At 47.9% G+C, this 15,780-nt stretch carries 12 protein-coding genes; 6 read left to right on the top strand and 6 right to left on the bottom strand.

Annotated elements, in window-relative coordinates:
* Positions 1-2: 2 nt before the first annotated feature.
* Both ACXAG2_RS03410 and ACXAG2_RS03405 read right to left on the bottom strand, forming a co-directional pair.
* Positions 3-485, bottom strand: coding sequence for an RDD family protein (locus ACXAG2_RS03410; protein ID WP_474864568.1), 483 nt, complete (start codon positions 483-485; stop codon positions 3-5).
* A gap of 260 nt (positions 486-745) precedes the next feature.
* On the bottom strand, positions 746-1,756 hold the full coding sequence (locus tag ACXAG2_RS03405) for a LacI family DNA-binding transcriptional regulator (RefSeq protein WP_303572168.1): 1,011 nt from the start codon (positions 1,754-1,756) through the stop codon (positions 746-748).
* A 311-nt stretch (positions 1,757-2,067) separates the two neighbouring features.
* Here ACXAG2_RS03405 and ACXAG2_RS03400 point away from each other — a divergent pair, with 311 nt between their 5' ends.
* From ACXAG2_RS03400 to ACXAG2_RS03375, 6 genes are all read left to right on the top strand, one after another.
* Positions 2,068-3,123: an aldose epimerase family protein gene (locus ACXAG2_RS03400; RefSeq protein ID WP_474864566.1), complete on the top strand. Its 1,056-nt coding sequence runs from the start codon at positions 2,068-2,070 to the stop codon at positions 3,121-3,123.
* Between the two features lie 111 nt (positions 3,124-3,234).
* A complete protein-coding gene (locus ACXAG2_RS03395) occupies positions 3,235-4,287 on the top strand; it encodes a UDP-glucose--hexose-1-phosphate uridylyltransferase (RefSeq protein WP_474864564.1) in 1,053 nt (350 codons plus the stop codon).
* On the top strand, positions 4,280-5,422 hold the full coding sequence (gene galK / locus ACXAG2_RS03390; protein ID WP_474864562.1) for a galactokinase: 1,143 nt from the start codon (positions 4,280-4,282) through the stop codon (positions 5,420-5,422). Before ACXAG2_RS03395 ends, galK begins: the two co-directional genes overlap by 8 nt.
* A 47-nt stretch (positions 5,423-5,469) precedes the next feature.
* Positions 5,470-7,032 (top strand): sodium/sugar symporter, encoded by a 1,563-nt coding sequence (locus tag ACXAG2_RS03385; RefSeq protein WP_119502886.1) that lies wholly within the window; start codon positions 5,470-5,472, stop codon positions 7,030-7,032.
* A 163-nt stretch (positions 7,033-7,195) separates the two neighbouring features.
* Positions 7,196-9,313, top strand: coding sequence for a right-handed parallel beta-helix repeat-containing protein (locus ACXAG2_RS03380; RefSeq protein ID WP_474864560.1), 2,118 nt, complete (start codon positions 7,196-7,198; stop codon positions 9,311-9,313).
* A gap of 354 nt (positions 9,314-9,667) precedes the next feature.
* On the top strand, positions 9,668-10,234 hold the full coding sequence (locus ACXAG2_RS03375) for a single-stranded DNA-binding protein (RefSeq protein ID WP_474864558.1): 567 nt from the start codon (positions 9,668-9,670) through the stop codon (positions 10,232-10,234).
* A gap of 193 nt (positions 10,235-10,427) precedes the next feature.
* Here ACXAG2_RS03375 and ACXAG2_RS03370 read toward each other — a convergent pair whose 3' ends face one another.
* From ACXAG2_RS03370 to ACXAG2_RS03355, 4 genes are all read right to left on the bottom strand, one after another.
* Positions 10,428-11,441, bottom strand: coding sequence for an alpha/beta hydrolase fold domain-containing protein (locus ACXAG2_RS03370; protein ID WP_474864556.1), 1,014 nt, complete (start codon positions 11,439-11,441; stop codon positions 10,428-10,430).
* A gap of 59 nt (positions 11,442-11,500) precedes the next feature.
* The gene (locus ACXAG2_RS03365) at positions 11,501-13,717 is read right to left on the bottom strand and encodes a TonB-dependent receptor (protein WP_474864554.1); all 2,217 of its coding nucleotides are present in this window, start codon (positions 13,715-13,717) and stop codon (positions 11,501-11,503) included.
* 407 nt (positions 13,718-14,124) lie between these two features.
* Positions 14,125-15,186, bottom strand: a complete 1,062-nt coding sequence (locus ACXAG2_RS03360; RefSeq protein ID WP_474864552.1) for a FecR family protein — start codon at positions 15,184-15,186, stop codon at positions 14,125-14,127.
* A 2-nt stretch (positions 15,187-15,188) separates the two neighbouring features.
* Positions 15,189-15,779, bottom strand: coding sequence for an RNA polymerase sigma factor (locus tag ACXAG2_RS03355; protein WP_474864550.1), 591 nt, complete (start codon positions 15,777-15,779; stop codon positions 15,189-15,191).
* Position 15,780: the final 1 nt, after the last annotated feature.

Genomic DNA, 15,780 nt, shown 5'->3' with positions numbered 1-15,780 from the left:
AATTAAACCCTGAGTTCATCCGGTACACGGCATACTCGGGTGCCGGCAATATGATCATGAACACAGCGATGGTCTTTCCTGAAGATAAATGCAATGTTGATAAGGCCAAGTATGCCGCCAATAAAAGGCATGTTGGTGACAACCTGAACCGGCAGGAACCGCATCAGCAGAATACGGCCTAAACCTGCCTGACGGTCCTGTAAATCTTCTATCCTTATATTCAAAAAGCGCTTTCCTACCGTTTGACCGAAATGAAACAACAGGTATCCGTTAATCAGGATATAAATCAGAATGCTGTAAACAAGGCCGGTGACCACTAATGTCATATCGGGGTTTTCGAGGGCTTCAAGGCCTGTGTAGAAGAAAAACGGAAGGGATGCGAGTATCGAAATCACTATATCAATGACAGCCGCAGCAAACCTTTCTCCCCGTGATGCCAGACGTTCTTCTGTTGCTGCCTGTGTGACTTCCTCAAATTCTGCCATGAATGCTCCTGATGTTTTCCCGCGTGCTGTCAGGAGCACATAATGTCAGGGAATCGGATAAAAAACAAAAGGCCACAAAAAAAGGGCGCATGAAGCGCCCGAGGTATTCTCGCAAAAGAGAGCAGGAAACCATGAAAACGCTGGTAATGGGGTTACAGGGCTTCAGGTTTTCCCTGACAGCCACAATCCGGTGACTGTCGGAGTTATCATTTCACCCTTTTCAGCAGCCTTCGAGCGACTTTACCTATTTTGACTGATCTTTACCTTGAAGGCGGGCGTCCCACTGATTCCCGTTTAACAATAGTCGGGGTGTACTTGTAAGTGTCTTCTGATGTTGTTGTATTCCCGCTGGCATAGCCCAAAGCCAGTTCGGCGGCGCGGGCTGCCATCATTTCTATCGGGTAGCGCAGAGTGGTAAGTTTCGGGCGACAGTATTTTGCCAGCAGAACGTCATCATATCCGATCACAGACACCTGCCCGGGAATCTCCAGGTTGTGATCCTGCAACATAGACATCGCGCCGGAAGCCATGGCGTCGTTGTAGGCCATTATACCGGTAAACTCGATCCCCCTTGCCAGCAAATTCTGTACAGCCTGCTCGCCCCCTTCCTGGTCCGGCGTACCATATTCAATATGACTGTCGGGAACAGAAAGGCCGAATTCTGCCATCGCATTGCGTATTCCCTGTAAGCGCATGGCGGGGTCAGCAATTTGATAACGGCTTGAAATTACTGCCAGTTTGCTATGACCCTGTTTTATCATGTGTTCAGCCATGATCTGCCCGCCGGCTTCGTTATCCAGCCAGACGCAGCGGTTGGCGATTTCAGGAATATACCGGTTTATCAGCATGAACCCCGGGATCTGAGACGCAAACTGAATAATCTCTTCGTCCGGTAACGCTTTGCTGTGCACCACCATGGCTTCAACCCGGTGCTCCAGCAGAGTTTCAATTGCCCTGCGCTCTGTCGCCTGCTCAATAGAACCGGCACTGAGCAGGATCTGGACTTCCTGTTTACGGGTAACGGTTTCTATACCATGAGCCAGGGTGGCGAAGAAGGGATCATGAAATTCGGGGATCACAACGCCCAAAGATGCACTGCGCTTTGTTACCAGTGCGCGGGCATTGGCATTCGGCCGGTAGCCCATTTCTTCCATGATTTTTTTCACACGTTCCCGTGTGGCGTCGCCTACTTTGGGGCCGTTATTGATAACCCGTGACACAGTTGCCAGCGACACGCCCGCGGCGGTAGCGATATCTTTTATAGTTGCCATTGTGTAGCCAGTGCGGCCCTTGTACAGGTTTGCCCAGCGGAATTGTTCTACTAAATCACGCTTAGCTCACCGGATTAAGGGTAAATGTTTTCATTTATTTGCCGTCTATCTTATGAATATTTCAACCGATTGCATTAAAAAAATCCTGACGAATGCTTTCACAAAGGCAAAAATCCTTTAACAGAGCCTTTTCAAAAAGAGGGAAAACGTATACCCTATTTGTTGCGTATGTGTTAATATTTAACGTAAGCGTTGTGTGAATGACCGGATTTCAGGCACAGTAGGGCTTACAGAAACGATTTTCAGAGAATGTGATTTTGCCAAAGATAACTCAAGCCCCGTTCGGACAAGTAAATGACAAACCCGTCAGCTTGTTTACCCTGACAAATGCCAACGGAATGACCGTGAAGATCACCAACTATGGCGGCATTGTCACGGCTATTCTGGCGCCGGACAGAGACGGTAACTTCGCAAATGTTGTCGCCGGTTTTGAAAGCATTGACGACTACGTTAAAGATGGCGCTTTTTTAGGGGCACTCGTCGGGCCTTACGCTAACCGCATTGCAAACGGCCGTTTTGCTATTGGCGACACGGTGTACGAACTGGAGCAGAATTCAGGCACAAATAATTTACACAGCGCCAGCGCCGGTATTAACAAAAAGTTCTGGCAGGCTGCCACTCACAGCAACGATACGGTTGCTACGTTAACCCTGTCGCTGGATTGCGCTGACGGGGAAGGTGGCTTTCCGGGCACGCGGCACATTGAAGCTGTCTATGCGCTGAATAATGACAACGAAGTGCTGCTGACGATGACAGTAAACAGTACGGCGAAATCGCCGTTAAGTCTTACCAGTCACAGCTACTTCAATCTGGCCGGAAGCGGTGATGTGCTTGCCCATAAAGTGATGATTAATGCCGGCAGATTTACCCCGGTGGGACCTGAATTTGTGCCAACCGGCGAATTGCAGGTAGTCAGCGGTACACCTTTTGATTTCAGGAAATTAAAACCCGTTGGTCAGGATATCGGCGCAGATGATGCGCAAATACGCACAGGCAGCGGGTACGACCATAATTTTGTGCTCGATACTTTTCCTGCGGATGAAGATGAGCCTGCAGCGCAGGTTGTCGATGAAGCCAGTGGCCGTGTGATGACGTTATGGACTAACACGCCGGGCATTCAGTTTTACAGCGCTAATGGATTGAGTGGCGCATCCGGTGATACTGCAACATTTACCGATGACGGTGCCTTGTGTCTGGAACCGCAGGCATTTCCTGATACGCCTAATCAGCCGTCGTTTCCGCTTGGCTGGGTTGAGCCGGGGGAAGCCCATGTAACGCGTATAAAATACGGTTTTTCAACGCAATAATTATCCTCTTTCTTGTGATTACACAGGAAATATTTATTTTAAAAGGTTAAACGTTTACCTGATTTGTGCGGGTTTAGGGCACAAAAGGGTAGCAGAGTAATGAGAGAAGCAATGACAACAGCATTTGACCCGACCGACCATCCTCACCGCCGGTTTAATCCGCTGACGGGAGAGTGGGTGTTAGTGTCTCCCCACCGTGCAAAGCGTCCGTGGCAGGGCCAGAATGAACCGCCTTCAAATGAAGAGCGTCCGCAATACGACGAAACCTGCTATCTGTGTCCCGGCAATACCCGCGTGAACGGTGAATTGAACCCGGCCTATACCGGTACTTATGTATTCACGAACGATTTTGCTGCCTTGCAACAGGATACGCCGGATGCATCATCCGATGATCCCCTTTTCACTTTTCAGGCTGAACAGGGCTGCAGCCGGGTTATTTGTTTCTCACCCGACCACAGCAAAACCCTGCCTGAGCTCAGCGACGCAGAGCGTCTTGACGTGGTGAAATGCTGGGTCAAACAAACTGAAGAACTGGGTGCAGATTACACCTGGGTACAGGTGTTTGAAAACAAAGGTGCTCTGATGGGGTGTTCAAACCCTCATCCCCATGGTCAGGTGTGGGCACAGCATCATTTACCTACGCTGGCGGAAAAGAAACAAGCCCGCTTTACGGCGTATACCGAAAAATACGGCACCAGTTTATTGCTTGATTACGTGAAGCGCGAAACAGAGGCTGATGAACGGGTCGTTTGTAAAAATGATGACTGGGCTGTTGTGGTACCCTACTGGGCAGCGTGGCCGTTTGAAACACTGCTGTTACCCCGTTTTGAAGCCAGTTCACTGCTCGCTTTAACCGCCGGCCAGCAACATAGCCTTGCTGAAATCATTGGCAACATTACCACCCGTTACGACAACCTGTTCGAGACTTCTTTTCCTTACTCTATGGGCTGGCACAGTGCGCCATTCGATAATAAAGCCCATGGCGAATGGGGACTGCATGCGCATTTCTTCCCGCCGCTACTGCGTTCTGCATCGGTACGCAAATTCATGGTGGGTTATGAAATGATGGCTGAAGCCCAGCGGGATCTGACCCCGGAGCAGGCAGCGCAACGATTAAAAGATTTACCGGAAGTTCACTATAAGAAGGCACGAAGCCATGACTGATAACGCTCAACTTATTTCCGCTTTTGAAGCGGCTTTCGGCAGCAGCCCTGCGGTCACTGTACAGGCCCCCGGCCGTGTAAACCTGATAGGCGAACATACCGACTACAATGAAGGCTTTGTATTTCCGGCAGCAATTAACTTTGGTACCTGGATCACCGCCTCGCCCAGAAATGACCGTGTTATTGATGTGGTAGCGCTGGATTATGACGGTCAGCGTAATACTTTCTCTCTGGATAACATTGAGCATGTCAAAGAGGCGACCTGGTCGAACTATATTCGCGGTGTGTGTAAGGTGCTGCTGACCCGTTACCCTGATTTAAAAGGGGCTGATGTGGTGGTGACAGGCAACGTACCGCAAGGCGCCGGATTAAGTTCGTCGGCGTCATTTGAAGTCGCGATTGTTAAAATGTTCAAGGCACTTTACAACCTCGACGTAAACGGGGTCGAAGCTGCGTTACTCGGCCAGAAGGCGGAAAATACCTTTGTCGGTTGCTCATGCGGCATCATGGACCAGTTAATTTCAGCCATGGGCAAGAAAGATTCTGCCATGTTACTTGATTGCCGTTCTCTGGCTATTCAGCATACGCCAATCCCCGACAAGTACAGCATTGTCATCATTAACTCTAATGTGAAACGCGGTCTGGTAGACAGCGAATACAATGTGCGGCGTCAGCAGTGTGAAGCGGCTGCAGAAGCGCTGGGTGTGAAAAGCCTGCGGGAAGCCGATATGGCCATGCTGGACGCCGCGAAAGATAAAATGACAGAAGTGGTATACCGCCGTGCACGGCATATCATCACAGAAAATATCCGTACTCTGGCGATGTTTGATGCGCTCAATGAAGATCGCACCGTCGACGTCAGTGAGTTGATGGCTGCCTCACATGCCTCCATGCGGGATGACTTTGAAATCACGGTAAAACCTATCGATACGCTGGTAGAAATTGTCGGTGACGTTATCGGACAGCAGGGCGGTGTGCGGATGACCGGCGGCGGCTTCGGTGGTTGCGTCGTGGCACTGGTACCAAAAAATCTGCTGAGCCAGGTAGAAGAAGCCGTTAATAAACATTATTATGCGCGAACCGGGTATAAACAAAACATTTACATTTGCTCGGCTGAACAGGGGGCGTTTGCCTGACTGTCATAAGACATTCTGATAAAAATAACATTCTGTTGGGAAATAATATGAACATTGAGACGTTGGATATCACAGTCTTTGTGATATATGTCATCGCGCTTATTGGGATCGCATGGTGGGTCTCCCGCGAGGAGAAAGGCCATGAGAAGGATACCAATGATTACTTCCTTGCTGGCTCAAGCCTGCCCTGGTGGGCGATTGGGGCATCATTGATCGCTGCTAACATTTCCGCTGAACAAATCATCGGAATGTCCGGCTCTGGTTATACCATCGGTTTAGCCATAGCTTCTTATGAGTGGATGGCAGCCATAACGTTGCTGATTGTTGGTAAGTTCTTCCTGCCAATCTTCCTGAAGCATAAAATTTACACCATGCCCCAGTTCCTGGAACAGCGCTATGATCACCGTGTGCGTGTCGTAATGGCGGTATTCTGGCTGGCAGTATACGTATTTGTGAACCTCACGGCTGTATTGTGGCTGGGTGCGCTGGCTATTAATACCATCGCCGGCGTAGACATGATGTACGGTATGTTGTTCCTTGGCGTGTTTTCACTGGCCTATTCACTGTACGGCGGCCTGAAGGCTGTGGCCATGACCGATATCATCCAGGTAGTGTTGTTAGTGCTGGGCGGTCTGTTCCTGTCATACACGGCGCTGAACCTGATCAGTGACGGTAACGGTGTGATTCAGGGATTTGTTGATATCACAAACCGTCTGCCGGAAAAATTCGATATGATTCTTTCTGAAGATAATCCGCATTATAAGAGCCTGCCGGGTATATCTGTATTGATTGGCGGTATGTGGATCATGAACCTGTCTTACTGGGGCTTTAACCAGTACATCATCCAGCGTACTCTGGCTGCTAAAAGCGTTAAAGAAGCGCAGAAAGGGATCGCGTTTGCGGCATTCCTTAAACTGCTGATGCCTTTGATTGTGGTGTTACCGGGTATTGCTGCGGTCATACTGGTGCCGGATCTGAACCGTGCTGATGAGGCTTACCCGTCTCTGATGACACTAATGCCGGTTGGTCTGAAAGGTTTAATCTTCGCCGCACTGGTAGCAGCTATCGTGTCTTCACTGGCGTCAATGACCAACAGTGTCTCTACCATCTTCACCATGGATTTCTACAAGCCTAAAAATCCGGATAAACCGCAAAATCACTATGTGAAAGTGGGCCGTATTGTCAGTCTGGTGTCGTTAATCATTGCTATGCTGGTGGCTAAACCGCTACTGGGTAACTTTGATCAGGCATTCCAGTATATTCAGGAATTCACCGGCTTCTTCACGCCGGGTATAGTTGCCCTGTTTGCACTGGGTATGTTCTGGAAGAAAACCACAGCAAATGGTGGTCTGGTTGCTGCGCTGGGGTCGTTCTTCTTCAGCCTTGCGGGCCGTATGTTCTTCCCTGACGTTCCCTTCATTGACCGTGTAGGCATTGTATTTTTGATGTGTGTGGGTCTGGCTGTGCTGATTTCTCTGTCTGAGAAAAAGGGCAACCACGACAATGCTATTGAACTGGGTGAAGTCAGCTTTGCTACGTCCTCCGGCTTCAATATCGCAGCCATTGCAATCACACTGGTTACTGCTGCGTTCTACATTACCTGGTGGTAATAAATCGCCGGTGAGTATGAATTGAAAACCGCCTCCGGGCGGTTTTTTTGTTTATTTTCTGTGCAAGTTTAATGTGTAAATAACTCTTCCCGCTGGTAGCATAGTCACCGGTACTGCTCGTACGTTCTGTTTTCCCCTGACTATTCTTACTTGCGAGGCAATTATGTGTCGTATCCTGACGTTATGTTTTCTGACCGGCTTTGTGCTGAGTGCCCGCGCCGGTGCTGATGAGCCACTGGCTGAACAACTCACAATCACGCCATTAATAGAATCAGCGGGGATTGAACTGCCCGGACAGTCCGCAGATGTTGACAATACACTTCGTTTCCGTGAAACCGGCACTACGCAGTGGCTGGATGCTAACCCGCTTTACTTTGACCCTGTTAAGGGGTCGTTATCCGGTGCCGTAGTGTACCTGAGGCCGTCTTCACACTATGACATTGAGCTGAGTGTGACAGATGACGCCGGAACCCGTTTGTATACAGACTCTTTCCATACCTGGGCTGACAAGCCGCCGGTGGATCCTCAGAAGATATATCATCTGAAAGATATTTATCAGGGCGGCACGCTGGATGTAGAAGCGCTGGGTATCGAAGGTGCGCCCGGTGCATGGGCCATGATTAAAGGCGATCTTAATACACCCATCATAGCCCCGGAGGATGCTCTCTCGGCCATCCGCATCGGTGCGCAAAGTTATGTGTATTTCGAAGACATCACCATAGCGCAGGGCGGTCAGCTCGGTTTCTTTGCAGAAGAAGCACACCATATCTGGGTCAACGGATGTGACATTTCTCAGTGGGGAAGACGCCCGGCAGAGTACCGCAAAGGCATCGCTTATGACGACCGGGGCCGGCAGATTAACTACGATTCCGCCTTCTTCATGCGTCGCAGTGGCGTGATCACCGTAGAAAACTGCTACGTGCACGACCCGGTGTTTGGCGCAAACCACTGGGGTAACGGCCACCCCAAAGGCACCAATGCCTTCCTTGCTTTTGCCAACCATCCGCAGGAAGCCTTTCAGGGGCAAATCATATTACGCAACAATACCTTCACCGGTACTGATGAGGTGCGCTTTAATGATGTGGTGGAAAGCCGGTTTAACCTCAACAGCGATGGCGGTTTCATCCGGGACTCGGCGGTATATAACAATACGTTTGCTTACGCCAACGACGACATTATCGAACTGGATGGTGGTCAGCACAACGTACTGGTATACAACAATGATTTTTCCCACGGTTATGGCGGAATAAGTGTTGCGCCGGTGCGACGCGGGCCGTCTTATATTTTTCATAACACCGTTCACAGCATGGGCGACGAGCGCGGTATGATGTGGGCAGCTATCAAGGCCGGCGGCGTGTCATCTAATCCTGAAGGGCAGGTTAACCTGTTCAACAACTACGTTTATTCTTCAGGAAACGGTATCACCGCATCCTATGTCCAGGGTGATGACGGGTTCTGGGTAAATGCGGTGAACAATGTGATTATCACCGGTCCGGCGACAGACGTATCCGGCTTCAGCATTCTTGATAAGCAGTTCGATACCCGCAGTCTCTTCACAGGTAATTACCTGTTTAATCTGGATACCGCCAGCGAGCGGTTTCAGGCTGACATAACTGTGCCTTTTGCCGACTCAACTAAGCTCAACACCGCCTTTGCTCAGTCGCTGGCTGAACAGGCTGCGCCGAAAACCCTGAACATAGCTGATGGTCTCACCGTTGCTAATTTTTCGAAGTTCGCAGGCGCACTGATCACTGGAAAAACCCGCCCGGTGACCGGCGCTGCTCCTTATCTGTCTTTCAGCCATGTGTTACTTGAGGAAATGCTCAATTTCAATAAGTTTGCACCGGCAAGCTACGATGCGAAACAGGATGACACCGTCAATGGCGGAATGACTATAAGCGATGATGGTTCAACATTAACGTTATCCGGTAACGCATGGAAACAAATCGCAGGGCAGTTCACTGTCGATGCCGGCAGCCGGCTGGTAGCGACAGTTAAAATTGAAGGGACTGCAGAAATCGCCGCGTTAGGCCTGGATACGAATTTAAAGCAGGGACCCGGCGTGATATTAAGCTTCGGTGGTTCGCAATCATACGGTCATCTTGTTGATGATCTGGGTGAACAGGACGGCTGGCAACGGTTGGTTATACCGGTAGGTCAGTATCTCAAAGCCGGTAATTATCAATATCTGACATTTATTCTCGACAATGACGCCACGCCGCAAGCCGGTAAAATCCACTTCAGACACATAGCGCTGATACAAAGTGGGGATGAAGTATGACCGCGACTGGTCAGGTAATAAACGGACCGTCAGTACAGCTCGACAGCGTTTCCGCGTGTGATAAATTTTGACTCAGCACAGATACAGGTTGGTGCTGCGGGTGTATAAATCCGGAAAAAACCTTGTACGACAATTAACTGGCAGCCTCAGCTTTTATTTACGAAAATATTCCCTTAGCCAGAGAAAAAAATCAGGTATACTGACCCACTATCACAAAATTTACAGCGACTGCACGGGCAGGGAACAACGTTGAGCAGCAACGTTAAATCCGCCAGAAATCCGCAAAAAGCGTGCGGGGCGGGTGGCTGTGAATTCATAAGTCACAGACAAAGACAGAGTTAACAGGAGACATCGATGGCAACGAAAGGCGTCAACAAAGTCATATTGGTCGGTAACCTCGGGAATGATCCTGAAGTTCGTTACATGCCAAATGGAAACGCCGTAGCAAACCTGAGTCTTGCTACCAGTGAAAGCTGGAAGGATCAACAAGGCCAGATGCAGGAACGTACAGAATGGCATCGGTTAACTATGTACCGTCGTCTGGCGGAAATCGCCGGTGAATACCTGAAGAAAGGCTCACAAATTTACGTTGAAGGTAAATTGCAGACCCGTAAATGGCAGGATCAACAAGGTCAGGACCGTTACACAACGGAGATCATTGTTGACCAGATGCAAATGCTTGGCAGCCGCGATGGCGGTGGTCAGGGCGGTCAGGGTGGCGGTGGCTACCAGCAACGTCCTCAAGGTGGAAACCAGGGCGGTTACAGCAACAACCAGGGCGGCGGTTATCAGCAACGTCCACAGGGTAACAACCAGGGCGGCGGCTATGGCGGCGGCAATCAGGGCGGAAACCAGCAAGGTGGTAACAAGCCGCCTATGGCCGAGCCTGATTTTGACTTTGATGACGATATTCCGTTCTGACCAAAGACAAAATCACAAATGTTGAAAATTATATTGAAAAGCCGCTACTAAGCGGCTTTTTTATTCTTCAGGTGTAATTTTACTGTAAAGAAGTATTGGCCAGAAATATCTCTTTTCTGAAATTGAAAATCCTTTACACGTGGCAGAGTTAGTGGAAGAAGCGTTAACACATCTGCGCTGTTTGCTTATATTTTTAAAGATAGGTCATAAAAAATTCACCAACAATATTCAACACCGCAGGTGTGAAAAAACGATAGCCGTGTCCTCCGCCCTGTACATTGTAGAACCTGACATTTTGATTATTATCTTCGAGCGCCTTATACAACAGCACGCTTTGATTAAATGGTACAACAGGGTCTGAGTTGGCATGCATAATCAAAAATGGCGGTAACTTGCGTTCAGTGGAGATATACGATATTGGATTGAACTCGTTAACTTTTTGTGCATTTTCTGGCAAATGGGGCTGTCCACCAATGACCATGGATTCGGGTGAGTTGGGCGCTTTGTGATCAAAAATGCTGGGGTATTTTCCCATTTCCACAAAGTCTGTTGGTCCGTAAAAATCGACCACAGCTTTCACTGTCGATTCGGCTCCAACATTCTGATTTGTGTCAAATTGAGACGTGTGGCCGGTAACACCTACTAATGCAGATAAATGCCCACCCGAGGAATCTCCCCAAATCCCTACCCGGCTCTGATCAATATTATAGGTCTGAGCGTTGAGTTTAAGATATCTGATTGCCGATTTAACATCTTGCAATTGGGCCGGGGATTTCGCCATTGTGGATGGTCGGTATTGTACTGTAGCTACCGCGATATTGTACTTTTCGGCAAAGGCGATCAGCAGTGGGATCTTTTCATCCAGGTTTTGTGCAAACCAGGCTGACCCCTGAACAAACACTACCAAGGGAAGCGCTTCGCGATTAGAGAAGCTGGGCGGCCCCACCTCCGTTTTTATCGCTCCTGGGATCATAACTCTTAACTCCGGAGAGAAATCGCCATAATCGGCATAATGAATCCCCGACTCATAGTGTACGAAGGGGGCATCTGTCTCGCTCATTATAACTTGCATTCCTTCGGGGGCTTCCGAAGAAGGCGTGAATGCTTTTTTAGATAGCGCCAAACCAGAAATAGCGTCTTCCGCATTACCTGTTTGCATGATTGTCAGCAGCACTGTTGTGAGTAAAAAAGCCATCGCTTTTTTCATTTTGTGTAATCCTTGTGATTTGACTCCCTGTGATATCAACAGACATCACAGGGCAAAAATTAGAATGAGAAAGTGGCTTTAACCGCAACTTCCCGGGGACGACCAAGGAACCAGCCTGTACCGTCCTGACCAGAAATGTACGTTTCGTCGGTTAAATTGGTGACAAAAGCTTCTAAGCTCCAGTCTTCATAGAGATAAGTTAACGATGCATTGAGAATATTGCGGCTCGCCAGGTAATCATTTTCACTCTGTTGAATACTCGCCCACTGCTCGTCGGTATAGGCGTAGTCTGCCCGTACCACCAAGGCACCGTCATTGGCCAGTTCAAAGGTGTATTCAGCCCCTAACGTTACTGTTAAGTCTGGGGAGTAAGCGTTATTCACCCCCGCAAGGTTAGTGGTTGCATCACTGTAATCAAAACAATTGTCACCCCCGACCGCCGCACAACTTGGCCCCAGAGGAATGTTTCCGGCACCAGGTAACAGGGCCGGATTAATATAAGGGGTATTGCCTACTTCTGAATCGGTTAGACCAACACCAAGATCAAACCTGAAGCCCTGATTGTAATACTGAGCTTGCAGTTCTAACCCTTTAATGGTTGCCTCACCGACATTGGTAATGCCTGTAGCACCGCCGAATTCGGTATTGGGCTCGGGCACCAGATACGTTCCCAGTTGCATGTCTTCGTATTCCATCCAGAACGCGTTAATTTGCGTCCGGAGGCTGCCGCCGAGCCAGTTCGATTTTACACCCAGCTCATAATCATCTACTGACTCGGGCTCAAATGCAGGTGTACCGGGCGAATTTACACCACCGGCTTTGTACCCCTGTGCGTAAAAGCCATAAACATAATGCTCTTTTGACGCCTGCCAATTCACAGCAAACTTCGCGGTTACCGCGTCATCACTCTGCGACGCTGCCTGTGGTACTTCTATGGGGAAAGGAGCCAGGTTATACAAGACTGTCAGCCCTTCTTTCTCAGAGCGCGAATCGGTGTAACGAACCCCCATCTCAACTTCCAGCGAAGTCGAAATATCATAGGTGACGTGGCCAAATATAGCTTTACCGGTTTTAGTGGTTTTTACGCGTGCATCAACATCTGGTGGTGGCGACTGGTTTACACCCAACTTTATTTTTGGAATGTCACGCATGTAAAATGCACCTACCACCCAGGTTAAATCCGCTTCATCCGGCGATATGAGGTTTACTTCCTGAGTGAAAACCTCCTCAGTTCCCCGATTAGAAAGCACATTACTTTCAAGACTGCTGTAGTCTAAATCGCTTACCTGCATAAATTCAACGCGATTGTATCCAGACACAGATCGAAGCGATACGCCATTATCAAACTCGTAATTGATTTCTAGTGCTTGCCTAAAACCTTCTACATCATACTGGGTATCAGGTGTATTGTACTGGAGTTGATATTCAACACCAGAATATGACTCATTCAGTAAATTGGGAATGAGTGCAAAACCGTCGGTATTATTGCGATTAAATGTCGTGGTTGAGAGTATTGAAAGAGAATCTGTAGGCTCCCACAGTAACCCGAGGCGGATGTTTCGTTGGTTTTTATTACCGGGTGTTCTGGCGGGGCTGCCGGGATACAGCTCTGCGGTTTCTCCGTTTAATGAGAAATAGCTGTCTCGTTCATCAAAGTTAACCGCAATACGAGCGGCTACGTTTTCGGCCACGGGGGCGTTCAACACACCTTGAAAATTAACCCGGTCGTAACTCCCCAGCAATAACGATGCTGAGCCGGAGGTTTCATCCAATTGCGGGGCTGCGCCCCTGAAAAATATCGCGCCGCCAGTAGAGCTGGCGCCAGTGAATGTGCCTTGCGGACCTCTTAATACTTCAACCGTGTCCATGTCAAAGAGGGGCTCAGCAGGCATTAGCGGAGGCTGCAACAAACCATCCCGGTATATGGCAACCCCCGGAACAACATCAGGAGATGTAACATTCAGGCCAATGCCGCGAATATTAACATTCGACGTAATACCCGCTGAAGTAATAGACAAACTGGGAGTAGCAAACTGCAAACTTTCTAAATCGATAACCTTTTTTCTTTCCAGACCAGCTGCGGTTAGAAAGTCTCCGGTTACGGGGGTCGTCATGACATCTTCATCACGTTTCTGTGACGTAATTGAAATCACTTCATAGTTAGGATCATTCTGTGCAGATTCTTTCTCTTGCGCAGCGGCGTTGGCAGACATAACAGCCAGAGGCACGGCTATTGCGGTTGCAATTTTATTCTTTTTAGCTGTAGGCAATTTCATTATTTTCTCTCTACTGTTTTTAACAACAATAATTGCCCCGCTTTTTTTCAACTCATACGTCAAAGAGGTGTTTGACAACATAATGTCGAGTCCGCTTTTTAAGGAATAACTCCCATGTAAAGCGCTTAACCTCTGAGTCGATACGTCATCATAATCATAAATCACCATGACATCTGCTTGTGAGCCAAAGAGCGGCAGGGCATCGGAGGCTGTGAGAGAGGGAATATCGAAACGTGTTGACACGTTTTCATTTGCAAACAGCGGCATTGTCCACAACGTAAATAAACATAATAAAATGATGTTTATGTGCTTTCGTTGTGTGCCAAATGATTTGCTTACCACTCTTTTCAACCTTAATGTTGTTAACAGTTGAGAGACTTTTTACCCCTAAAAAATTTACGTTTAAATTATATCTCCTCTCCAGACAGCTGGTTGCTGGCTAAAATAATAACGTCATTGGTTTCTCGCATTTGCAGCCCCCATCCTGACTCAATTGCCAACAGTAAGTTATCAATATTCTCAAATTTAAATCGACCACCCACTCTTTTCTTCAGCAGTTCTGGATCTGAAACGATGATTTCTTTTGCAACATACCGCTGAATCTCCTCAATTGCTTCTTCAAGTGTTTCGCCACGAAAAATTAAGGCACTTTGCTTCCAGGCGACTTCCTGTTCTATTGATTCTGGATCAAGCGTTTCAACTGCATCGAGGTTTTCGTTATAACGTATTTTTTGGCCACCGGTTATAAAGGCCTCTGACTGAACCTTCGCCAAAGGTAAAGAAAGTGAAAGGTGTTCTTTTTTAACAGAATCGAGATTTGAAAATACTTTCACTTCACCTTCGGTTACCACAATTTCTACACTCTTCGGATATTTGCGCACAACAAACTCTGTTCCAACCGCCCAGGATATGCCTTTGCCGGCATAAACAACAAAAGGAACCTCAGGGTTCTTGGCAACATTAAAACTTGCTTCCCCGTTTAATAAAGTAACCTTGCGTTGATTTTTTGCGTATTGAACAAGAACTCTACTATTGGTATTGAGGGTAATGATGCTTTGGTCGGCTAACACCACTTCTTTGACCTCTCCCACTCTGGTACTGACTTCACGTACATCAGGCGCAGAACGGTAATCAACTAAACTGACGCCAAGAAAAAAACCAAAGAAAACGAAAACGGTTAGCCAAACCGGCTTTAGTACGGTAGTACGAGAACGATCTGCAACCGTCTTTTTTTTGAGGAATTCAGCTTTGTGAGGCATGTGTTCGCGAAGATGTTCAAGCACGTCAGCCTGAGCCCAGGCCTCAGCCTGCTCCATCAGCATCTGATAATGCAAGTGAGACTGAGAAACCCACTGTTGCAGTTCGGTTTCTTCTGCAGCTAAAAGTGGCCCCTCATCAAGCCGCATTATCCAGGTTGCTGCTTCTTGTTGAACGCTTTTTCTATCGGGAAGGGTAACAATATTTTTCATGACTAAAAGCGACTTGCAGACTTATGCGTATGTACTGTATCACAGTGCGCCGCTTTTTTGTTACTTGAGCTAAGAGACTCGCCACACAAAATAATGGCTTTTGTCATGTGAGACTCCACGGTTTTTATACTTACTTTCAAACGCGCTGCAATCTCTTTATTAGTATAGCCATACACTTTCTTCATAACGAATACTTGTTGGCATTTTGGCGGTAGTTTTTGCACAACAGCGGCGACTTTTTCTAGCTGACGATGCGAATTTAACAACTCATCCAATTCACTTTGATGAAACTCAAAATAGTCGAGGTTGTCACCTGTAACAGCGTGCTTTGTTTCAGCTTTTTGCAGATGGTTTAATGATAAGTTTCGGATGGTTCGATAAACATAGGAAGCTGAGACATCTGTTTTTTGTAAATGCCTTGCTTCTAAAGCTTTTTTGAATGCTTCCTGAACAACATCTTCTCTGTCCTGACTACGTGCCAGAAACCGTTTAGCGTACGTTTTCATTCTTTGGCTTAAACTTTCATATAAAGACTGAAAATTTTTGTTATCGTTGTCTTTATCGTTTAAGTTGCCGTCATTTTTGATTCTCACG

The sequence above is a fragment of the Alteromonas sp. ABH4_456 genome (assembly GCF_056160645.1).
Note: the sequence above shows the minus strand (reverse complement) of the source record. Positions and strands in the feature narration are given on the sequence as shown.